Origin of the sequence: Blastococcus sp. TF02A-26 (assembly GCF_003319125.1) — a bacterium.
Taxonomy (GTDB): Bacteria; Actinomycetota; Actinomycetes; order Mycobacteriales; family Geodermatophilaceae; genus Trujillonella.
The window spans coordinates 23668-44911 of record NZ_QOHG01000003.1 but is presented as its reverse complement, the minus strand read 5'-3'; the positions used below and the strand labels follow the sequence as shown (position 1 = coordinate 44911).

The following is a 21244-nucleotide window of genomic DNA, read 5'->3' as shown; positions in this document are numbered from 1 at the left end:
CGGCCCCCTCTCCGACCACCTGGTCGGAAGGGGGCCGGTCCCGTTCGGTGACTCTGTGCGATCGCTCTATGACAGAAGCGCCGGGGACACGCGAGAGGATCGGGCGTGGTCTCCGCCGGACGGGTGAGGGTCACATGGCGCCACGGGACGATCGCGGTCAGCATGGTCTCCGCCCTTGTCCCGGCTCACGGAGGCGCTGTCGTGCCGTACTCACTGGTCAGTGCCGCCACCCTCGGCTTCGACCTGGTCCGCCTCCCGCTCGGGCGGCAGGTGGCCGACGTCCTCCTGACGGGACTCACCGCGGACGCCGCCACGCTCGAGGGCCTCGCCGCCGTCCACCCCTCCGCGGGGCGTGACCGCGAGGAGCGGGCCGTCCTGGCGGTCCGCGCCCGCCGGGCCCGCGAGCTGGCCGCCGCGGTGCCGAACCTGCGCAGCGCCGGCACCACCGACCGCGCCGCCGTCCTGGTCGAGCAGCTCGAGCGCGGGCTGATCGGGGACGCCGCCGCCGTGGAGCGGGTCCTGCGCGACGACGTCCTCGGCCTGGAGCACCCGGCCGCCGCCGACGTCGACGAGGACGTGCTCGCCGCGGCCGCCGACGTGCTCGGCGACGCGGTGATCGGCTCCTTCGCCTCCGACGTCCTGCCCCCGCTGGTCCGCCGGCAGCTCACCGGCCCGCTGGCCCTGGCGACGGCGACCGGCCTCGTCCCGACCGTGCAGCCGGACCTGGGCCCCGCCGCGGTCGAGGTCCACGCGTTCCTGAGCGCGATCGGTGACCAGGACGACGCCACCCGCGCCCGCTGGCGCCGCGCCGTCGACGAGGGCCGCCTCGAGCGCCGCCCGTGGGCGACGGCGATGCACGAGGCCTCCTGGGCCGCGCACGTCTCCGGCCGCCTCCGCGTGCTGGCCGCCGCCCAGCTGCTGGCCGTGCAGGCCTTCGCCGACGGCGGCTTCGACGGCCGTGACGGCGCCCAGGGCGTCTGGAACGCCGTCGCCGGCGTGGTCCAGGGCATCACCATGGGCGACATGCTCGACACCACCGCGCTGACGGTCCTGCTCGCCCCCTGGGAGCGGGTCACCACCGCCTGACCCTGCGCCGCTCCGGCGGTGACAGTGTGGGCGTCGGTGCACCCGACCGCCCATCTGCTGGACCACTGCGCACTCCGTCGACCGTTACGGTCGCGACCGTGGAGCGGACCGAGCCCGGCGACGTGCGGTTCGTGGGCGTGTCCCTCGACTGCGCCTACCCCGACGAGCTGGCCGACTTCTACGTGCGGCTGCTCGGTGGCCGGGTGCTGTGGCGGCGCGAGACGAGCGTCGGGGTGCGGGTGCCCGGCGTCCTGCTGGTCCCGCAACGGGTCGAGGGGTACCGCCCGCCGGTCTGGCCGGGGGCGTCCGTCGTCCACCTCGACCTGACGGCCGGCGAGGCGCTGGACGAGCCGGTCGCCCGCGCGCTGGCCCTCGGCGCGCGCCTGGCCGACCCGCAGCCCGATCCCCGCTGGCGGGTGCTGCTCGACCCGGCCGGCCACCCGTTCTGCATCACGCCCTTCGCGCCCCCGCCGGACCTCCTGGCCGACTGAGGTCCGGGGGCTCGGGCACGAGCAGTGTGCGCTGAGTACCCGTTCCGGTGACCGAATGGGCTCCTGGCGCACAGCGCTCGTGCCGGAGCCGAAATCCGCTGGTCAACGCCATTCCCGGATCCGCCGGTCACCGTTCCCCGCTGTCGACAAATGGGCGAGGAGCCATTCCCCGCGCCGGTCACCGCGATTTGCGTAACGAGTCCGCGGCAGCACTTCAGGTGGCGTTTGTGGCAGCCGACAACTCCTGTGACGCCTGGTGCACCCGGGACGTCCGTACCGACCGGAACCGGTTGTGCGCGGCCGAACTCAATCGGTCGGAACCGGTGCCGATACACGACTAACAGCCCCTGTCGGCTGTCCGACAGGAGCAGGAGGACGGATGAACCCGATCCGGGTGCTGGTGGTCGACGACTCCATCGTGGTGCGCAAGATCGTGACCGACGTGCTGTCCCAGGACCCTGGGATCGAGGTCGTCGGCACCGCCGTCAACGGCAAGCTCGCCGTCGGCAAGGTCGAGCAGCTCAAGCCCGACCTGGTCACCATGGACATCGAGATGCCGGAGATGAACGGCATCCAGGCGGTGGCGGCGATCCGCGCCACGCGCAGCCGTGTCCCGATCATCATGTTCAGCACGCTCACCGAGCGCGGCGCGTCGGCGACCCTCGACGCCCTCTCGGCCGGTGCCAACGACTACGTCACCAAGCCGGCCAACGTCGGCAGCGTCGCGCAGTCGATGGAGAGCGTCCGCGAGCAGCTGATCCCCAAGATCAAGGCCCTCACCGGCCGCCCGGTCACCACCGGCCCGGCCCGCGCCGCCGCTCCCCTCGTCCCGGTGCGCCCGGCCGCGCCGCGCTCGGCCCCGGTCGAGAAGCCGGCCATCCTGGTCATCGGCTCCTCGACCGGCGGTCCCGAGGCGCTGGCCAAGGTGCTGCCCGCGCTGCCGGCCTCCCTGCCGGTGCCGGTCCTCCTGGTCCAGCACATGCCCCCGGTGTTCACCAAGCAGTTCGCCCAACGGCTGGACCGGCTCAGTGCCCTGCGCGTCGTCGAGGCCGTCGACGGCACCCCGCTGGCGCCCGGCACCGTCCACCTCGCCCCCGGCGACCACCACCTGACCCTCCGGACCAGCCCGCGCGGCAACGCCACGATGCTGACCCAGGGTCCGCCGGAGAACTTCTGCCGTCCGGCCGTCGACCCGCTGTTCCGCTCGGCGGTCGACGCCCACCGGGGCGCGGTCCTCGCCGTCGTCCTGACCGGCATGGGCTCCGACGGCAAGCTCGGCGCGGCGCGCATCCGCGAGGCCGGCGGCTCCGTCGTCGTCCAGGACCAGGCCACCTCGGTGGTCTGGGGCATGCCCGGCGCCGTCGCCTCGGCCGGCCTGGCCGACGAGATCCTGCCGCTGGACCGCATCGCCGAGACGATCGTCCGCCGGCTGACCGGCCCCACGCTCAGCACCGCCCCCAGCCGGACGTCCGTGCTGGCCACTGGAGGAGTCCGATGACCCTGACCGCCACCAGCTTCGACTGGGTCCGCCAGGTGGTGCACCGGGAGAGCGCGATCGTGCTCGCGCCCGGGAAGGAGTACCTGGTCGAGGCCCGGCTGCTGCCCATCGCCCGGCAGATGGGGCTCGCCGACGTCGGCCAGCTGGTCGACACCGTCCGCACCCGGCCGAACCCGGAGAACACCCGGCGCATCGTCGAGGCCCTCACCACCAACGAGACCTCGTGGTTCCGCGACGGCGACCCGTTCACCACGCTGACCACGACCGTGCTGCCCGCGCTGACGGCGGCCCGCGGCCCGAACGAGCGGCTCCAGATCTGGTCGGCCGCCTGCTCCAGCGGGCAGGAGCCGTACACGATCGCGATGCTGCTCGAGGACGCGATGCCCAACGCGGCGAGCCGGGTGTCCATCACGGCCACCGATCTCTCCCGCGAGATGGTGGAGCGCACCCGCGCCGGCCGGTTCAGCCAGCTCGAGGTCAACCGCGGCCTGCCGGCGCCCATGCTCGTCCGCCACTTCACCCGTGCCGGCAGCGAGTGGGAGGTCAACGCCAACCTCCGCCGGATGGTGACGGCCAGCGAGTGCAACCTCGCCGCGGCGCTGCCCCGGATGGGCCCGTTCGACGTGGTCTACCTGCGCAACGTCCTCATCTACTTCGACCTGCCCACCAAGCAGGCGATCCTCCGCCGTGTCCGCGCCCTCATGAAGCCGGACGGGTGGCTGTTCCTCGGTGCCGCCGAGACCACCCTCGGCGTCGACGACTCCTGGGAGCGGGTCGTGCTCGGCCGCAGCTCTGCCTACCGCCCGCTGAAGGGGGCCTGATCCACATGCGTGCTCTGGTGATCGACGACTCGCGCGCCATGCGCCGGATCGTCAGCAGCATCCTCACCGGCTTCGGATACGAGGTCCGGGACGCCGGCCACGGCGGGGAGGCCCTCGACGTGCTCAACGAGGGCTGGGTCCCCGACCTGGCCACCATCGACTGGAACATGCCGGTGATGGACGGACTGCAGTTCGTCTCGGCCGTGCGCGCCAACCCGGCGTGGCGCTCCATGACCATGATGATGGTCACCTCGGAGAGCGAGCACACCCAGATCGTGCGGGCGCTGGCCGCCGGCGCGCACGAGTACGTGATCAAGCCGTTCACGGCCGACGCCATCCGCGACAAGCTGGCGCTGCTCGGCCTGCTCCCCCAGGAGGTCGTCCTGTGACCACTCTCGACACCGACCGCCGGCTCGCCGACGCCCGCCCGGTCATCACCGAGCTGATCGACGAGGCCACCGTCGAGTCGATCGCCGGCGAGGCCTGGATCTCCCTGGTCGGCGAGGACGAGGTGCTCGTCCCGCTCCCCGGGGAGCTGCCCGCCGACGTCGTGTCCAGCTGGGTCGACATGGTCGGTCCGTGGACCGGCAGCGTCGTGCTCACCACCGGCCGGCAGACCGCGGAGGACCTCTCGCGGGCCCTGCTGCGGGAGAGCGCCCCCGAGGTGCTCGAGGAGGAGGACGTCGTCGACGCCTTCGGCGAGATCGCCAACGTCGTCGGCGGCAGCGTCAAGGCCGTGCTGCCCGGCCACTCGGCCCTCAGCCTGCCGTCGGTCGGGACGCCTCCCGAGGTCCGCAACCCGGTCGACGTCTGCCGGATCGACGTCCTCTGGCGCGGCGCGCCGATCGCCATCTCCGTCCAGGGAGCCCTGCCCGCCCTGGGCACGCCCGGCACCACCGTCTGACCAACCCACGCACGAGAACGGAGTGACCCCGTGAAGATCCTGATCGCCGACGACAGCCGTGTCATGCGGCAGATCGTCATCCGCACCCTGCGTCAGGCCGGTTTCGACGGCCACGACATCGTCGAGGCCGAGGACGGCCGCGACGCCTACGACAAGGTCAAGTCGGAGTCCCCCGACCTGGTCCTGTCCGACTGGAACATGCCGAACATGACGGGCATCGAGTGCCTGGAGGCGCTGCGCAACTCCGGCAGCACCGTCCCCTTCGGCTTCGTGACCTCCGAGGGCTCGGCGGAGATGCGGGACAAGGCGGCCAGCGCCGGCGCCCTGTTCCTCATCGCGAAGCCGTTCAACGAGGAGACCTTCGCCGACCAGCTGAGCGGAGTGATCGCGTGACCGCCCCCCTGACCGTCGTCCTGCCCGAGATCAAGGACGTCAAGGACATGCTCTCGGGCCTGGTCGGGAAGCCGGTGGCCGTCGCCCCCGGCGCCCCGGTCACCCCGACCGAGCGCTCACCGGTGTCGGTCGCCGTCTACGTCGACCCGCAGATGAACGTCAACGCCCTGTGCGTGATGGACCTCGCGCTGTCGGCCTACACCGGCGGTGCCCTGGCCCTGCTGCCCCCCGGCGGCTGCCAGGACGCCGTGGAGGAGGACGGCGAGCTGACGTCGATGCTGACCGAGGCGCTCTACGAGGTCACCAACGTGCTCTCGGCCCTGTTCAACGTGCCGGGTGCGCCGCACTCGAAGCTGCACAAGCTCATCGCCCCCGGTGACGACATCGACGGCGACATCGCCGGCATGCTCGCCGCCTTCAACCGGCTCGACCTGCAGGTCGAGGTCCCCGGCTACGGCAAGGGCAACCTCTCGCTGGTCGTCCCCTCCGGGGCGGCCTGAGCAGTCCGCACCACCCATCGCGCACGCGGGTGACCCCCGCCGTGCCGACGAGCTGCCCCGGGGCGGCGCCGGGCCACCCGTGCCCCGCCGCCCCGGGCGCAATCGCTTCGTCGTCCTCCGGACGTCACCGCGGCCAGGTGCCGTCCCCAGGGGGCGCTGAGCCCCACCTGCCGTCCCTGCGCGGAGCCCTCCGGGCCCCACTCGGCCCGGCAACCGGCCTCAGCTGTAGACGGGCTCGCGGTCCTCGACCGTGGTCGGCAGGCAGGCCCACACGTGCTTGCAGACGTCGTCGACGTACCAGCCGTGGGCGACGGCCAGCCGCGCGACCAGGTACAGCCCCATCCCACCCTGGCTCGGGTCGCGGCCCACCGCCGGCGCCGGCATGGAATCGCGCGCCCGGTCGCTGATGTCGAGGATCCAGCCGCCGCTGCCCGCGACCACCGTGGCGACCACGGGCCGGTCGCCGTGGCGCAGCGCGTTGGACGCCAGCTCGTCGAAGGCCAGGATCATCTGGTCGGCCACCGGGTCGTCGGGGTCCCGGGGGAAGCCGACCTCGTCCAGGCGGGCGCGCAGGGCGGCTCGGACCGCCGGCAGCTCGGCGAGGGACCCCAGGTCCCAGCGCCACATCTCGCCCCGGCCGTCCGGCAGCGGCCGCAGGGGCCATGCCAGTCGACTCATGTCTCTCCCCCGTCGGTGTCCGTTTCTCGGATGCATCCGGGGTTCCCAGGGGCACGCGCGCTCAACCGTGTGATGCCCGTCGGGGTGGTCCCGACCGCGGACCAGGACGTCCCGCGGGCCTCATGAGGCAGAGTGAGCTCATGATCACCGATCGGGCGGACCCGCCCCCGGGCGACCTGCTGGCGCAGGCCGTCGAGGGCATGGACCGGCCGATGTTCGTCCTCGACGGGGACTGGCGCTTCAGCTACGTCAACCCGGCCGGCGCCGCGGTCCTCGGCCGCACGGTCGGTGACCTCGTGGGCAGGGGGATCTGGGACGAGTTCCCCGAGGCCGTGGGCGGCCCCTTCCAGCAGCTCTACACCTCGGTCCGCCTCACCGGCCGGTCCGGCCGCACCGAGGCCTGGTTCGGGCCCCTGGAGAAGTGGTTCCAGGCCGACGCGTTCCTCACCGACGCCGGCCTCGTCGTCACCTACGACGACGTCACCGCCCGCCGGCGCGCGGAGGAGGAGCGGACCGCCGCCGTCGCCGCCCGCGAGGAGGCCGCGCTGCGCGCCGCCGACGCGGCCGCCGCCGCCGAGCTGGCCGGCCGGCACCTCATGCTGCTCGGCGACATCAGCCAGGCGATGACCTCGACCCTCGACACCGACGAGGCCGTCAGCCGGTTCGCCCGCCTCGTCGTCCCGCTGCTGGCCGACTGGTGCCTGGTCAGCGTGGTCGACCCCGACGGCACCCGCCGCGACGTCGGCCGCGCGCACAGCGATCCGGCGATGGTCGAGGCGATGAACCGGTACGCCGACGCGCGGGTCGGCACCAACCTGCCCTCGGCCCCCGTGCCGACGGCGTTGCGCAGCGGCCGGCCCGTCGTCATCCCGCAGCTCACCAGCGCGCACGTCGAGCAGATGGTGTCCAACGACGCCGCCCGCGAGGCCCTCGCGCCGCTCCGGCCGTCGGCCGTGGCCACCTTCCCGCTGCTGGCCCGGGGCGAGCAGTTCGGGGCCATCACCCTCGTCAACGGTGCCGACCGGGGCCCGCACACCGACGTCGAACTGCGCACCGCCGAGGTGGCCTCCCGACGGGCGGCGCTGGCGCTGGACAACGCCCGGCTCGCCGCGGCCAACCAGCAGGTCGCCGAGCGGCTGCAGCGCTCCCTGCTCTCCCCGCCCGTGCAGCTGCCGCACCTGGAGACCGCCGTCCGCTACCGGGCGGCCACGCGCGGGGTCTCGATCGGCGGCGACTGGTACGACAGCATCCTCCAGCCCGACGGCGACATGGTCCTGGTCATCGGCGACGTGATGGGCCACGACATCGAGGCCGCCGCGGCCATGGGACAGGTCAAGACCCTGGTCCGCGGCATCGCCTTCGACCGGCTCGAGGAACCGGCCGGGGTGCTCCGCCGGGTCGACCACGCCCTGGTCGGGCTGGCCGTGCCCACCATGGCCACCGCGCTGGTGTGCCGGGTGGAACACGACGGCGCCGGTGGCCGGACGCTGCGCTGGTCCTCGGCCGGCCACCCCGAGCCGCTGATGCTCACCGCCGACGGCGCGGTCGTCGACCTGACCGCCCCGATCGGTCCGCCCCTGGGCATCGGCTGGCGGGGTCCCCGGGCCGACGGCGCCACCGATCTCCCCGACGACGCGACCGTGCTGCTGTTCACCGACGGGCTGTTCGAGCGGCGCGGGATCCCCCTCGACGACGGCCGGGAGCAGGTGCGCGAGCTGCTCGCCCGGTTCGGCGACCGGCCCCTGGAGGAGCTCTGCGACCGGCTCCTGGGCGTCATGCTCGCCGACGGCGCGGAGGACGACGTCGCCGTCCTCGGCCTGCGGACCCGGGCCGCTGCGCGCTGACGACGCCGGTCAGGCCCGCTCGATCGCGAAGGCGACCAGGAAGCCCACGGTCGTGATCAGCCCGGTCCAGGTCCGGGTCTCCTCGAAGGCCTCGGGGATCATCGTGTCCGCGACCATGGTGAGGATCGCGCCCGCGGCGACGGCGGTGATGACGGCGACGAGCTCCGGTGCGGCGTTCCCCAGCGCGAGGTAGCCGACGAGCGCGGCCAGGGCGCTGACCAGTGCGATCCCGCCCCAGATCCCGAAGACGTACCGGGCCGAGCGGCCGCTGCGCTTCATCCCGGCAGCGCTGGACAGGCCCTCGGGCACGTTGGAGATGAAGACCGCCGCGAGCACCGAGACGCTCACTCCCCCACCGCTGAGCAGCCCCAGGCCCAGCACGACGCTCTCCGGGACGCCGTCCAGCAGGGCGCCGACCGCGATCGCGGCGCCGCTGCCCGACTGCTCCTCCTCCGACGGCTGCTGGTCGCCGGAGCGCTTGCGGTGCCGGGCGCCCCGGCGTGCCAGGACGGCGTTGGCGGCGAGGTAGGCCACCGCCCCGCCGAGGAAGCCGATCGCCGTCGGCCCGAGCCCGCCGGTGTCGGCCGCCTCGGCCACGAGGTCGAACGCGACCGCCGAGATGAGGACGCCGGACCCGAACGCCATCACCGAGGCGATCACCGCCCGGGGCACGCGCACGAACCAGGCGACCGCGGCGCCCAGTACCAGGGCCGCCCCACCCAGCAGGCCCCACAGCCCCGCGTCGATCCACTCCGGCACGGGGCGCACCCTGCCCCGGCGCGGGTCGCGCCAACCCCGCTAGTCGGGCTGCCGGAGCAGGTACCGCCCGAAGTGCGGCACCGTGAAGGCGATCTGGCCCCGCTCGGCGGAGTAGACCAGCCCCTTCTTGATGAGCGAGTCGCGCGCCGGGGAGAGCGAGGCGGGCTTGCGGCCGAGGGAGACGGCGACCTCGGAGGTGGCCACCGCGGCGCCCTGCGGCCCGCCCAGCTCGGCCATCGCGTGCATGTACTCGCGCTCGGCGGGGGTCGCCCGGTCGTAGCGGGAGCCGAAGAAGCCGACGGCGAGCTCGGCCTCGGCGACCGGTCCGGCCATGGCGACGTCGGCGGCGGTGATGGGCGAGCCGGCCGCGACGTCCCAGGTGACCTTGCCGTAGGCCTGCACGAAGTAGGGGTACCCGTCGGCGGCGGCGTAGAGGGCGTCGAGCGCGTCGGTCTCGAACGTGACCTCCTCGCGCTCGGCCGGGGCGAGCAGCGCCCGGTCGGCGGCCGCCCGGTCCAGCCGGTCGATGCGCAGGTACCGGAACAGCCGCTCGGAGTAGCTCTTCGAGGCGCTGAGGACGGCCGGCAGGTGGGGCAGCCCGGCACCGACGACGATCAGCGGCGCACCCTGCTGGCTGAGCTCGTGGCAGGCGGCGCAGATCGCCGAGACGTCGGGCGCCTGCACGTCCTGCATCTCGTCGATGAACAGGGCGATGCCCTTGCCCACGTCCGCGGCCAGGCCCGCGGCGTCGCTGAGCAGCTCCACCAGGTCGATCTCGATGTCCCCGGAGTCGGCCCGCCCGCTCGCCGCCGGGACGTCGATCCCCGGCTGCCAGCGGTCGCGCACCTTGGCGTCGGCGCCGACCGCCCGCTGGGCGAAGGCCTTCACCGTCCCGAGGACGGCGTCCATGGACTCCTGGTCGGGGTGGCGGAGCTCGCGCAGCGCCATGTGCAGCGCCGAGGAGACCGGCCGGCGCAGCGACTGGTCCGGCCGCGCCTCGATCTTGCCGGTCCCCCACCCTCGGCCGATCGCCGCCGAGCGCAGCTGGTTGAGCAGCACGGTCTTGCCGACTCCGCGCAGGCCGGTGAGCACCAGCGACCGCTCCGGACGTCCCCGGGCGATCCGCTCGAGGACGACGTCGAACGCCGACAGCTCGTCGTCGCGACCGGCCAGCTCGGGCGGGCGCTGCCCGGCGCCGGGGGCGTAGGGGTTCCGCACGGGGTCCACGTCGACCACCGTATGGCTCTCTCTAGCGGCGGCCGTAGACATCCGTAGAACGACCTGGCGCGTGTCGCACGGGGCGGGCGGGTCTCGAGGGGCGTCTACGCCCGTCTGGTGGAAACGGTAGAGAGTCGTAGAGGCCCCTACGGGCCGTGCGGCGTCGCGGACCCCGCTAGCGTGCGCGCCGTGATCAAGTTCGCGCTCAAGGTCGTGCTCATGGCCGGCGTCTTCTACGGCGTCGCCTACCTGCTCGACGGCGTCGACGTCGTCGCCAACCCCGACGGTCCCCTGGGCGAGTTCGGCACCTGGCTCTGGATCGCGCTGATCTTCGCGGTGGTGAACGCGATCGTCGGGCCGATCCTGCGGTTGTTCTCGCTGCCGTTCGTGATCCTGACCCTGGGGCTGTTCCTGCTGGTCATCAACGCGGCGCTGCTCGGGATCACCGCCGCGCTCACCGACCGGCTGACGGTGGACGGCTTCGGCAGCGCGGTGCTCGGCGGCCTCCTGCTCGCCGTCGGCGGTTGGCTGGCCGACCAGCTCCTCGACCGCGACTGAAGAAGGACCCCGCCGCCCCCCCACCGCTCGCACGCTCGCAGCGGGCCCCTGCGGCGGGGCCGTTCCAGTCCCTCACGTGTCGCCGGGCCGGCGGCTCGGGACAGGGCTAGCGTCGCTCCATGGCCCGCACCACCGGCAGCGTCGCCGAGGCCGACCACCAGCCCGACTCCCCCGCCCCCACCGAGCTGGCCGCCCTCGAGGCCGCCCGGGACGAGAAGCGCCGTCTCCTCGAGGCGGCCGCCCGGCAGACCCCGACCGCGGAACCGGAGCTGCCGGCCGGCTGCACCGCCGCGGACCTGCCGGGGCTCTTCCGGCGCTACTACTGGAGCGAGCCGGCGGCCGAGGTCGTCCGGCAGCACCCGGCCGAGCTCGCCGCGCTGGCCCTGGAGCACCTGCGGGTCGCCGCCGTGCGGCCGCCGGGCTCGGCGACCGTCGAGGTCACCCGGCGGGAGCGGGGCGGCCCTGGCAGCTCGAGGGTCGGCCGCTCCATCGTCCTCGTGGTCACCGACGACATGCCCTACCTCGTCGACTCGGTCACCGCGGAGGTCGTCCGACAGGGCTTCCGGCTCGAGCACGTCGTCCACCCCGTGCTCGTCGTGCGCCGCGACCTCACCGGGCGGATCGGGGCCTTCTGCGACAGCGCCGACCCCGCCGAGTGCGGCCCGGACGCCCTGGCCGAGTCGTGGATGGCCGTCGTCCTCGACGGTCCGCTGGACGACGAGGCGCGCGAGGACCTCGTCGACGGGCTGCGGACCGTCCTGGCCGACGTCCGCGCCGTCGACGAGGACGCCGACCGGATGCGGCAGCGCGCACTGACGCTGGCCGACCGGCTCGAGCAGCTCCCGCCGGTCGAGCAGGGCCGTCCCGAGGACGACGCGGACGCCGACCCCGCGCAGGACCCGGCCGAGGCCGCCGCCCTGCTGCGGTGGCTGGCCGACGGCCACTTCGTCTTCCTCGGTGCCCGCGACGTGGAGCCGCCCACCGGCCGGGCCCGCACCGCCCACGCCGTCGCCGGCACGGGCCTGGGCATGCTGCGCAGCGACCCGCCCGCCGGCTCCGCGCCGCCGGAGGCCCGCGGCTCCGACGACGCGCTGCTGACCGTGAGCAAGGCCGACGTGCGGGCCACCGTGCACCGCCGCGCCTGGCTCGACCTGGTGACCGTCACGCTCCCCGGCGACGACGGCACCGTCCGCCAGCACCGCCTCGCCGGGCTGTGGTCGACCGCCGCCTCCGCCAGCAGCGTCCGCGACGTGCCGGTGGTGCGCCGCCGGGTCGCCCAGGTGGTCGCCCGGACCGGGGTGACGGAGGACAGCCACACCGGCAAGGAGCTGGTGGACCTGCTGGAGGCCCACCCCCGCGACGAGCTGCTCCAGGTGGACGCCGACGAGCTGCTGCCGGTCGCGCTCGGGGTGCTGCAGCTGCAGGAGCGCAGGCAGACCCGGCTGTTCCTGCGCCGCGACCCGCAGAGCCGCTTCTGGTCGGCGCTGGTGTACCTCCCGCGGGACCGGTACACGACCGAGGTCCGCACCCGCATGCAGCAGCTGCTGCTGGAGCGGCTGGGCGGCAGCAGCATCGAGTACACCGCCCGGGTCACCGAGTCGGTGCTGGCGCGGCTGCACTTCGTCGTCCGTCCACCGGTGGCCCGCGGCCGGCGGCCGGTGCTGCCCGACGTCGACGTCGCGGCGCTGCAGGACGAGCTCGCCGCCGCCGCCCGCAGCTGGACCGACGACCTCACCGACGCCCTGCACGCCCGGCACGGGGCCGAGGCCGAGCGGCTGCTGGCCCGCGTGGCCGACGCCTTCCCCGCCGGCTACCAGGAGGACTTCTCCGCGGCCACCGCCGTCGACGACCTGGCCCGGCTCGACGCGCTGGGCCCGGGCGAGCTGGGCCTGCGGCTGCGCCGTCCCCGGGAGGGCGGGGAGGCGCGGCTGTCGGTCTACCGGGTGGGCGAGCGGCTGCTGCTCTCCGACGTCCTGCCGGTGCTGCAGCACATGGGCGTGGACGTCGTCGACGAGCGGCCCTACGAGATCGACCGGATCGGCGCTCCCCCGGCGTGGATCTACGACTTCGGCCTCAGCGCGCCCGGCGGCGAGCTGCCGTTCGCCGGCAGCCTCCCCGAGCGCTTCACCGACGCGGTGCTCGCCGTGTGGCGCGGCGAGGCCGAGGACGACGGGCTGGGCGCGCTCGTCCTGCTCGCCGGGCTCAACTGGCGCCAGGTCACGGTGGTGCGGGCCTACGTGCAGTGGCTGCGGCAGGCCGGCCTGCCGTTCGGACAGGCCTACGTCGAGTCCACGCTGGCCGCCCACCCCGACGTCGTCGCCCGGCTGGTCGCACTGTTCGAGGCGCGCTTCTCCCCCGGCCGCGGCGCCGGCCGGGCCGAGCGGCAGGAGGCCCTGGCGGACTCGCTGCGGACGTCGATCGGCGCCGTCGAGTCGCTGGACGCCGACCGGGTGCTCACCGCGCTGCTGGCCGCCGTCCTCGCCACACAGCGCACCACCTACTACGCGGTCTCCTCCCCCGGGACACCCCTGGCCCTGAAGCTGCACCCGGCCCAGGTGCCCGACGTCCCGCAGCCGCGCCCGGAGCGGGAGGTCTGGGTGAGCTCGCCCCGGGTCATGGGCGTGCACCTGCGCTTCGGGGCGGTCGCCCGCGGCGGGCTGCGCTGGTCCGACCGGCACGAGGACCTGCGCACCGAGATCCTCGGCCTGGTCAAGGCGCAGATGGTGAAGAACACCGTCATCGTGCCGACCGGGGCCAAGGGCGGGTTCGTCGTCCGGCAGCCGCCGGCCGACCCCTCCCGCGACGCGCAGCTGGCCGAGGGCCAGGCCTGCTACCGGCTGTTCATCGGCGCGCTGCTGTCGATCACCGACAACCGAGCAACTGAGGACGGGGTGGCCCCCGGCGCTCTCGTCCCCCCGGAGCGCGTGGTGCGGCACGACGGCGACGACAGCTACCTCGTCGTCGCCGCCGACAAGGGGACGGCGACCTTCTCGGACCTGGCCAACTCCGTGGCGCTCGAGCGCGGCTTCTGGCTGGGCGACGCGTTCGCCTCCGGCGGCTCGGTCGGCTACGACCACAAGGCCATGGGCATCACCGCCCGCGGCGCGTGGGAGTCGGTCACCCGGCACTTCCGCGAGCTCGGCGTCGACGTCCAGAGCCAGGAGTTCACCGTCGTCGGCGTCGGCGACATGTCCGGCGACGTCTTCGGCAACGGCATGCTGCTGTCCGAGCACATCCGGCTGGTCGCCGCGTTCGACCACCGGCACGTGTTCGTCGACCCCACCCCGGACGCCGCCACGTCGTTCGCCGAGCGCCGCCGGCTGTTCGAGCTGCCCCGGTCGTCGTGGGCCGACTACGACCCGTCGCTGATCAGCGCCGGCGGCGGGGTGTGGCCGCGGACGGCGAAGGCGATCCCGGTCAGCGAGCCGATGCGGGCCGCGCTCGGTCTGCCGGAGGAGGTCGACTCCCTCTCCCCCGTCGAGCTGATCCGCGCCGTCCTGCTCGCGCCGGTGGACCTGCTGTTCAACGGGGGCATCGGCACCTACGTGAAGGCCTCGACCGAGAGCGACCTCGACGTCGGCGACAAGGCCAACGACGCCGTCCGGGTCGACGGCCGCGAGCTGCGGGTCCGGGTGGTGGGGGAGGGCGGGAACCTCGGCCTCACCCAGCGCGGCCGGGTCGAGTACGCCCTCACCGGCGGCCGGGTGAACACCGACGCGATCGACAACTCCGCGGGGGTGGACACCTCCGACCACGAGGTCAACATCAAGATCGCGCTGAACGGGGTGCCGGGGCTCGGTGCCGCGGACCGGGCCGCGCTGCTGCAGGAGATGACCGACGAGGTCGCCGTCGCCGTCCTCACCGACAACCACGCGCAGAACGCGACGCTGGCCGGGGACGCCGCGGCCGCCCGCAGCCTCCTCGACGCCGGGCAGCGGTTCATCCGGGCCCTGGAGCGCTCCGGCCGGCTGGTCCGCGAGGTCGAGGCGCTGCCGGACGACCGGGCGCTGGCCGAGCGGCGCCGCGACGGGCAGGCGCTCACCGGGCCGGAGCTCTCGGTGCTGCTCGCCTACGCCAAGCTGGAGGCCGGGGACGCCGTCCTGGCGTCGGACCTGCCGGACGACCCGGCGCTGGCCACGCTGCTGACCGGCTACTTCCCCACCGCCCTGCGCGACCGGTACCCGGACGCGGTGGCCGGTCACCCGCTGCGCCGCGAGATCGTCGCCACCGCCCTGACCAACCGCGCGGTGAACGTCGCCGGCGTCACCGGGCTGTTCCGGCTGGCCGAGGAGACCGGGGTCGGGCTGGCCGGCGTGGTCCGGGCGCACGCGGTGGCCCGCGCCGTCTTCGAGATCGACCGGCAGTGGGACGCCACCCGCCCGCTCGACAACCGGGTGCCGGCGGCCACGCAGATCGAGCTGCGCACCGAGGCGACCCGGCTGGCGGAGCGCGCCACCCGCTGGCTGCTGCGGCTGCCCGAGCTGGCCGGTGACCGGCCGGTGCCGATCGACGAGGTGGTGGCCCGTTTCGCGGCCCCGGTCGCCGCGGTGCGCGCCGGGCTGCCCGGCTGGCTGCTCGGCGCCGAGGCCGCCGCCTACGCCGAGCGCACCGAGCGGCTGCGGGCCGACGGCGTCCCCGCGGAGCCCGCGGCGGAGGCGGCGGCCGCATCGCTGCTGGACGCCGCGCTGGACCTCGCGGTCGTCGCCGAACGCACCGGCGCCTCCGTCGAGCTGGCCGGGCGGGTGCAGCAGTGCCTCGCCGAGCGGCTGGGCCTGGTGGCGCTGCGCGACCTGGTGATCGCGCTGCCCCGCGACCGGCGCTGGCCCTCGCTGGCCCGCGCCACCCTCCGCGACGACCTCGCCGCCGAGCAGGCCGCACTCACCGCGCAGGTGGTCGAGGGCGCCCCGGCCGGCGCCGACGCCGACCGGCTGGTGGCCGGGTGGATCGGCTCCTGGGACGCCAGCCAGCGCCGGGCCGCCGCGCAGCTCGCCGACCTCTCCGCGGGGGACCGGCAGGAGCTGGCCGAGCTGCTGGTCGCCGTCCGCACCCTCCGCGGCCTGCGCCGGCGATAGCGGCGCGGGTGGGGATCCCTCCATGCCCTCGTCTGCGCCTCTCTGACGCAGAGACTAGAGAGGGCCAGACGACGTCAGAGATCCCTCCCCGGGGCGCATGGTGCTGTCTGTGGGTGTCTAGCGGTGGAGCTAGAGAAGCGAAGACGACGTCAGAGGGCAGGGGAGGGGAGTGGTCCCCGGGCCTGCTCGAAGACGTGCCCGATCTCCAGCACCCGCCGGTCGGCGCGGGGCGGGCCGATGATCTGCAGCCCCACCGGCAGGCCGTCGGGGGTCAGCGCGGCCGGCACCGACAGTGCCGGGCAGCCGGTCGGGGTGATCAGCGTGCAGGAGCGCATCCACTCCAGGTAGTTGGTCAGCTCGACGCCGTCGATCTCGGTCGGGTACTCCTGCTCGACCGGGAACGGCAGCACCTGCGTGGTCGGCGCGAGGAGGACGTCGAAGCGGTCGAAGAACTCCACGACCCGCTCGAACAGCCGGGTGTGCTGCTGCTCGGCGCGGGCGAGGTCGGCCCCGGTGAGGCGGGCGCCCTGCTCGGCGTTCCACCGGATGGCCTCCTTGACCAGCTCCGGGGAGCGGCGGACCAGCTCGCCGAACGAGGCGTCGAACAGCCACGCGCGCAGCGTCCCGAAGACGTCGTCGGCACCGGAGAGGTCGGGGCAGGCTTCCTCGACGGTGGCGCCCAGCTGCTCGAACACCCCGACCGCGGGGGCGAGGGCGTCCCGCACGGCGGCGTCGACGGCGATCCGGCCGCCGAGCTCCGGCGCCCACGCCACCCGCAGCCCGGGCAGCTCGTCGGGGAGGGCGGCGGCGAACCCGGCGCCGTCCTCGGCCAGCGCGATCGGGACCCGCGGGTCCGGGCCGGCGATCGCCGACAGGGTGAGCGCGACGTCGGCGACGGTCCGGCCCATCGGACCCTGTACCGACAGCTGCGACCAGGCCATGGGCGAGGGCCAGGTGGGCACCCGCCCGGGGGTCGGGCGCAGGCCGGCGACGCCGCAGAAGGCCGCGGGGTTGCGCAGCGAGCCGCCCATGTCGCTGCCCTCGGCCAGGGGCACCAGGCCGGCGGCGAGGGCGGCGGCGGCCCCGCCGCTGGACCCACCCGCCGACAGCCCGTGCCGGTACGGGTTGTGCGTCGCGCCGAAGAGGGTGTTGAAGGTGTGCGAGCCCGCGGCGAACTCGGGGGTGTTGGTCTTGCCGACCCGGATCGCGCCGGCCCGCCGCAGCCGGTCGACCACCAGCTCGTCGCGCGCGGGCACGTGGTCGCGGTACACCGGCGACCCCCACGTGGTGCGCATCCCCCCGGTCACGTGGGTGTCCTTGTGCGCCACCGGCAGGCCGTGCAGGGGGCCGACCGGGTCACCGGCAGCCAGCGTGGCGTCGGCGACGTCCGCGGCGGCCCGCGCCCCCTCGGGATCGACGGTCACGAGGGCGGTGAGCCCGGGGTTCAGCCGGTCGATCCGCGCCAGGTGCGCCTCGAGCAGCTCGCGCGCCGACACCTGGCGGGTGCGGACGAGTGCGGCCAGCTCGGTGGCCGGGCGCAGGCAGAGGTCGTCGGTCACCGGAGGAGGTTGCCACACGGCCGGGGGCCGGTCAGCGGCACTCGGCGGCGGGGTCCTGCTCGGCGCAGCGCTGCACGGGCAGGTTCTCCCGGGCCCACGCGGTCAGCTGGTCGAGGACCGGCAGGAGGGCGGCGCCGGCCTCGGTGAGGGCGTAGGTGACCGCGACCGGAGGCCCGGGGTCGACGTCCCTGCGCACGAGCCCGGCCGCGGCCAGCTCGGTCAGCCGGTCGGAGAGCACGGAGTCGCTGATCCCCCCGACAGCCCGGCGCAGCCCGCTGAAGCCGGCCGGTCCCCGCGTGAGGACGCCGATGATCAGGCCGTTCCAGCGCTTGCCGAGGAAGCCGAACGCCCGGCTCAAGGCGTCGTCGCACGCCTGCGGGGTGTGCAGGAGCTCCTCGGACACCGGCTCATCGTAGGTCCGCAGTCCTGACCCGTGCACTTCTCTTTCCGTAGTGCTAGCTTTCTCGAAGCACTAGCTATCCACTAGTAACTCCCAGAGAGCGAGCACCGTCATGTCCCTGTTCCGACTGGACGCCAGCATCCGCGTCGAGGGCTCCGCCAGCCGCGAGATCGCCGACATCGTCGAGGCCGGCTGGCGCGCCGAGGACCCGTCCGCACCGGTGGTCCGCCGCCACGTGGGCACCGAGCCGGTGCCGGCCACCGCCTGGGCCGCCGCCGTCGCCGGGAGCGCCGTGCCCGCCGAGCAGCGCACCGCCGAGCAGGGCGAGGCGGTGGCGCTCGCCGCCACGCTGACCGACGAGTTGCTCGACGCCGACGCCCTGCTCTTCGCCGTCCCGCTGTACAACTTCGGCGTCTCCCAGCACTTCAAGACCTGGGCGGACCTGGTGATCACCGACCCGCGGATGGGGCCGGGCGCCGAGCCGCCGCTGGCCGGCCGCCCCGCGGTGCTGGTCACCGTCCGCGGTGGGAACTACTCCGCGGGCACCCCGCGCGAGGGCTGGGACCACGCCACGTCCTGGATGCGCCGCATCCTCGCCGACGTCTGGCAGCTGGACCTGCGGGTCGTGGAGCGCGAGTTCACCCTCGTCGGCGTCAACCCGGCGCTGGACTCCTTCGCCGACGTCGCCGCCGACCTCAAGGCCGCCGCGGAGCGCGACGCCGCCGCGCACGCGTCGCACCTGCGGTCCCGCCGGCCGGCCGCCGCCTGACCTGCCCCGGGGGCCGGCTCAGGGGGTGGCCGGGTCGTCCGGGACGACCTCGGGCACCCGGTTGGGGCCGGCCTCCGCCGGGCGGGGCCGGTCCTGCCGGTGCAGGCGGACGGCGACCAGGGCGACGTCGTCCTCCGGGCGGCCGTCGACCAGCCGCTCCAGCACCTCGTCCAGCAGCTGCTCCAGCGGCAGTCCGGCCAGCTCGGTGAGCGTCTCGCGCAGCCGGCGGACCCCGGCGTCGAGGTCGGAGTCGCGCCGCTCCACCAGGCCGTCGGTGTAGAGCAGCACGGTGGCGCCGCGGTCGAGGGTGACCACCGACTCCTGGCGGACGGCGGTGGCGTCGACGCCCAGCATCAGGTCGCCCTGCCACGACGCCAGGTCGGCCACGCTGCCGTCGGGCTGGACCACCATCGGCGGCAGGTGCCCGGCGTTGGCCCAGCGCAGCCGGGTGATGCCGCGCTCGCGCTCGTCGTCGGTCTGCTCCAGCCGGGCGACGGCGGCGGTCGCCAGGACCTCGGTGCCGAGCACAGCCATCGAGGAGTCCAGCCCGCGCAGCACCTCGACCGGCGGGGCGTCGCTGTAGGTGGCGATGCCCCGCAGCAGGCCGCGCAGGTGCCCCATCGCGGCGGCGGCGGCGGTGTCGTGCCCGACGACGTCGCCGATCACCAGCATCGTGGCGCCGCCGGGCTGGAGGAACGCGTCGTACCAGTCGCCGCCGACGCGGGCGGCCTCGGCGGCCGGCAGGTAGCGGACGGCGATCTCGCAGTGGTCGGGCTCGGGTGGCTGGGTCAGCAGGCTGCGCTGCAGGCCCTCGGCCAGCTGCTGCTGCTGGCGGTAGAGGCGGGCGTTGTCCAGTGCGAGGCCGGCGCGGTCGGCGACGTCCTGGGCGGTCACCAGGTCCTCCTGCCGGGGCGTCCACCCGCGCCGGAAGAACAGCGTGAGCACGCCGAGCGTCCGGCCGCGGGCCCGCAGCGGCAGCGCGACCCCGCCCTCGGGGTCGAGCAGGGCCAGGGTGTCGCGGGCCTCGCCGGGCGGGAGCAGCGCCAGCACGTCGGAGCTGGGGGAGTGCACGGGCTCGCCGGTGAGCAGCGCCCGCCCGACCGGTCCCGTCGTCGGCATGGCGTCCAGCCGCGCGGCGGCGTAGCGGCCGACCAGGGCGCGCCGGGTCGGGTCCGCGTGCCAGTGGCCGACGTCGCGCGGCCGCCCGTCGTCGTCGACCAGCGTGACGATGCACCAGTCGGCCAGCGCCGGGACCACGAGCCGCGGCAGGTGGCCGGTGGCGGCCTGGACGTCGAGCGTGCCGGACAGCTCGGAGCTGACCTGGGCCAGGAGGGCGAGCCGTTGCGCGGCCCGCTCGGCGCGGTCCTGGATCTCCCGCCGCTCGGTGACCTCGACGAAGTAGACCGACAGCCCCTCCGGGCTCGGCCAGACGCGGATCTCGTACCAGCCGTCCAGCGGCGCCGGGTAGTAGGCGTCGAACGTCGCCGGTCGCCCGGTGCGGACGGCGGTGCGGTACTGCTCCTCGAACGCGCTGTTCACCGCGGCCGGGAACGCGTCCCACAGCAGCTCGCCGAGCAGCTCGTCCCGGGAGTGCCACAGCAGCCGCTCGGCCGCGGCGTTCACGTAGGTGAACCGCCAGTCCCGGTCCAGCGAGTAGAAGCCGGCCGGCATGGCCTCCAGGACCCGGGTGACCCGGACGTCCTCGGTCCGCAGGTCGGTCGTGTCGTAGGCCGCGCCGAGCACCCGGCTCGCGCTGCCGTCGGGATCGGTGAGCGTGCGGCCGCGGGCCCGTACCCAGCGGGTGTCCCCGGTCGGCAGGACCACCCGGTACTCGGCCTCGTACTCCCCGCGGGTGGCGATCGAGGTCTGCAGCGCCTCGGTCACCCGGGGCAGGTCGTCGGGGTGCAGCCGGGCGTTGAAGGCCTCGATGGTGTGGTCGAACTCGTCGGGGGAGTACCCGAACATCGCGATGAGGCGGTCGTCCCAGGTGAGCTCGCCGGTGCGCAGGTCCCAGTCGAAGGCACCGACCCCGCCGGCGTCGATCGCCAGCCGCCAGCTCAGCCGCACCCGCTCGTACTCGCTCACCAGGGCCGCGAGTTCGAGCTCGGTGGCGGCAGAGGCGGCCAGCTGGGCGAGCAGCCCCACGTCGGCGTCGGACCAGTCGCGGGGCTGCGGGTCGAAGACGCACAGCGTCCCCACCGTGTGTCCGTCCGGACCGGCCAGCGGCGCCCCGAGGTAGGCGCCGATCTGACCGCCGGTCACCCAGTGCAGGTCACGGACCCGCTCGTCGGCGGCGGCGTCGCGGATCACCAGCGGCGCCCCCTCGGCGGCGGCCAGGCCGCAGAACGAGTCCTCGACGGGGATCTCGGTGCCCACCGTCGGGGCGGCGTCCCCGGCGGCACCGGCGACGAGCAGCACGTCGTCGATCAGGGAGACCTGGGCCGACCGGGCGCCCAGCAGGCGGGCCGCCAGCTCCGTGATCCGGTCCAGGGCGGGGATGCCGGCCTCGGCCGGGCGCAGGCGCAGCGCCGCCCGTACCCGGTCGGGATCGGACCGGAGGGCGGAGGCGGCGCGGGCGGTCGCCCGCTCGTCGGCGGCAGGCGCGGGCCGCGCGGCGTCGTGCACAGCTCTCCTCTGCCCCACGGGCACGGCGCGGAAGAGCCGGTCGTCTACGGCTCGTTTGCGCGTCAGTTA

Annotated in this window: 18 protein-coding genes; 12 read left to right on the top strand and 6 right to left on the bottom strand. The window is 74.9% G+C overall.

Annotated features, from left to right (window positions below):
- Positions 1 to 201: 201 nt before the first annotated feature.
- The 8 genes from DQ240_RS03965 to DQ240_RS03930 all read left to right on the top strand — a co-directional run bounded on the left by DQ240_RS03965 (position 202) and on the right by DQ240_RS03930 (position 5693).
- Positions 202 to 1086 carry a hypothetical protein gene (locus DQ240_RS03965; RefSeq protein WP_113838355.1) on the top strand — a complete coding sequence of 295 codons (885 nt, stop codon included), beginning with the start codon at positions 202 to 204 and terminating at the stop codon, positions 1084 to 1086.
- A gap of 98 nt (positions 1087 to 1184) precedes the next feature.
- A complete protein-coding gene (locus tag DQ240_RS03960; protein ID WP_199589051.1) occupies positions 1185 to 1577 on the top strand; it encodes a VOC family protein in 393 nt (130 codons plus the stop codon).
- Between the two features lie 379 nt (positions 1578 to 1956).
- On the top strand, positions 1957 to 3075 hold the full coding sequence (locus DQ240_RS03955; RefSeq protein ID WP_113838354.1) for a chemotaxis response regulator protein-glutamate methylesterase: 1119 nt from the start codon (positions 1957 to 1959) through the stop codon (positions 3073 to 3075).
- The gene (locus tag DQ240_RS03950; RefSeq protein WP_113838353.1) at positions 3072 to 3896 is read left to right on the top strand and encodes a protein-glutamate O-methyltransferase CheR; all 825 of its coding nucleotides are present in this window, start codon (positions 3072 to 3074) and stop codon (positions 3894 to 3896) included. The genes DQ240_RS03955 and DQ240_RS03950 overlap by 4 nt, the downstream gene beginning before the upstream one ends.
- A gap of 5 nt (positions 3897 to 3901) precedes the next feature.
- On the top strand, positions 3902 to 4285 hold the full coding sequence (locus DQ240_RS03945) for a response regulator (RefSeq protein WP_113838352.1): 384 nt from the start codon (positions 3902 to 3904) through the stop codon (positions 4283 to 4285).
- Entirely contained in the window at positions 4282 to 4800 is a 519-nt protein-coding gene (locus DQ240_RS03940; protein ID WP_113838351.1) for a chemotaxis protein CheX, read from the top strand. The genes DQ240_RS03945 and DQ240_RS03940 overlap by 4 nt, the downstream gene beginning before the upstream one ends.
- 30 nt (positions 4801 to 4830) lie before the next feature.
- Complete coding sequence (locus DQ240_RS03935; RefSeq protein WP_113838350.1) at positions 4831 to 5193, top strand: response regulator; 363 nt, start codon at positions 4831 to 4833, stop codon at positions 5191 to 5193.
- A complete protein-coding gene (locus DQ240_RS03930; protein WP_113838349.1) occupies positions 5190 to 5693 on the top strand; it encodes a hypothetical protein in 504 nt (167 codons plus the stop codon). Before DQ240_RS03935 ends, DQ240_RS03930 begins: the two co-directional genes overlap by 4 nt.
- A 219-nt stretch (positions 5694 to 5912) precedes the next feature.
- Here DQ240_RS03930 and DQ240_RS03925 read toward each other — a convergent pair whose 3' ends face one another.
- Positions 5913 to 6371 (bottom strand): ATP-binding protein, encoded by a 459-nt coding sequence (locus DQ240_RS03925; RefSeq protein WP_113838348.1) that lies wholly within the window; start codon positions 6369 to 6371, stop codon positions 5913 to 5915.
- A 140-nt stretch (positions 6372 to 6511) separates the two neighbouring features.
- Here DQ240_RS03925 and DQ240_RS03920 point away from each other — a divergent pair, with 140 nt between their 5' ends.
- Complete coding sequence (locus tag DQ240_RS03920; RefSeq protein ID WP_158548512.1) at positions 6512 to 8215, top strand: SpoIIE family protein phosphatase; 1704 nt, start codon at positions 6512 to 6514, stop codon at positions 8213 to 8215.
- 9 nt (positions 8216 to 8224) lie between these two features.
- On the opposite strand, the gene DQ240_RS03915 is transcribed toward DQ240_RS03920, so the two are convergent.
- Positions 8225 to 8974, bottom strand: coding sequence for a ZIP family metal transporter (locus DQ240_RS03915; RefSeq protein WP_113838346.1), 750 nt, complete (start codon positions 8972 to 8974; stop codon positions 8225 to 8227).
- 39 nt (positions 8975 to 9013) lie between these two features.
- Complete coding sequence (locus DQ240_RS03910; RefSeq protein WP_113838554.1) at positions 9014 to 10201, bottom strand: ATP-binding protein; 1188 nt, start codon at positions 10199 to 10201, stop codon at positions 9014 to 9016.
- A gap of 180 nt (positions 10202 to 10381) precedes the next feature.
- Between DQ240_RS03910 and DQ240_RS03905 the strand changes: the two genes are divergently transcribed.
- Together DQ240_RS03905 and DQ240_RS03900 are read left to right on the top strand one after the other, a co-directional pair.
- Complete coding sequence (locus DQ240_RS03905; protein WP_233498475.1) at positions 10382 to 10750, top strand: phage holin family protein; 369 nt, start codon at positions 10382 to 10384, stop codon at positions 10748 to 10750.
- 119 nt (positions 10751 to 10869) lie between these two features.
- Complete coding sequence (locus DQ240_RS03900; protein ID WP_113838345.1) at positions 10870 to 15822, top strand: NAD-glutamate dehydrogenase; 4953 nt, start codon at positions 10870 to 10872, stop codon at positions 15820 to 15822.
- A gap of 149 nt (positions 15823 to 15971) precedes the next feature.
- On the opposite strand, the gene DQ240_RS03895 is transcribed toward DQ240_RS03900, so the two are convergent.
- Together DQ240_RS03895 and DQ240_RS03890 are read right to left on the bottom strand one after the other, a co-directional pair.
- Positions 15972 to 17381, bottom strand: coding sequence for an amidase (locus DQ240_RS03895; RefSeq protein ID WP_113838344.1), 1410 nt, complete (start codon positions 17379 to 17381; stop codon positions 15972 to 15974).
- Positions 17382 to 17412: 31 nt separating this feature from the next.
- Positions 17413 to 17784: a helix-turn-helix domain-containing protein gene (locus tag DQ240_RS03890; protein ID WP_113838343.1), complete on the bottom strand. Its 372-nt coding sequence runs from the start codon at positions 17782 to 17784 to the stop codon at positions 17413 to 17415.
- 109 nt (positions 17785 to 17893) lie between these two features.
- On the opposite strand from DQ240_RS03890, the gene DQ240_RS03885 reads away from it, so the two are divergent.
- Positions 17894 to 18550, top strand: a complete 657-nt coding sequence (locus DQ240_RS03885; RefSeq protein ID WP_113838342.1) for an FMN-dependent NADH-azoreductase — start codon at positions 17894 to 17896, stop codon at positions 18548 to 18550.
- Between the two features lie 18 nt (positions 18551 to 18568).
- Here the strand turns inward: DQ240_RS03885 and DQ240_RS03880 are convergent, their stop codons facing one another.
- Complete coding sequence (locus tag DQ240_RS03880) at positions 18569 to 21175, bottom strand: SpoIIE family protein phosphatase (RefSeq protein ID WP_113838341.1); 2607 nt, start codon at positions 21173 to 21175, stop codon at positions 18569 to 18571.
- Positions 21176 to 21244: the final 69 nt, after the last annotated feature.

What these genes read in the sequence shown, in the direction of transcription:
- DQ240_RS03950 (WP_113838353.1), top strand. Translation starts at nt 3,072, where the DNA reads ATGACCCTGACCGCCACCAGCTTCGACTGGGTCCGCCAGGTGGTGCAC.
- DQ240_RS03945 (WP_113838352.1), top strand. Translation starts at nt 3,902, where the DNA reads ATGCGTGCTCTGGTGATCGACGACTCGCGCGCCATGCGCCGGATCGTC.
- DQ240_RS03885 (WP_113838342.1), top strand. Translation starts at nt 17,894, where the DNA reads ATGTCCCTGTTCCGACTGGACGCCAGCATCCGCGTCGAGGGCTCCGCC.
- DQ240_RS03955 (WP_113838354.1), top strand. Translation starts at nt 1,957, where the DNA reads ATGAACCCGATCCGGGTGCTGGTGGTCGACGACTCCATCGTGGTGCGC.
- DQ240_RS03920 (WP_158548512.1), top strand. Translation starts at nt 6,512, where the DNA reads ATGATCACCGATCGGGCGGACCCGCCCCCGGGCGACCTGCTGGCGCAG.
- DQ240_RS03900 (WP_113838345.1), top strand. Translation starts at nt 10,870, where the DNA reads ATGGCCCGCACCACCGGCAGCGTCGCCGAGGCCGACCACCAGCCCGAC.
- DQ240_RS03925 (WP_113838348.1), bottom strand. Translation starts at nt 6,371, where the DNA reads ATGAGTCGACTGGCATGGCCCCTGCGGCCGCTGCCGGACGGCCGGGGC.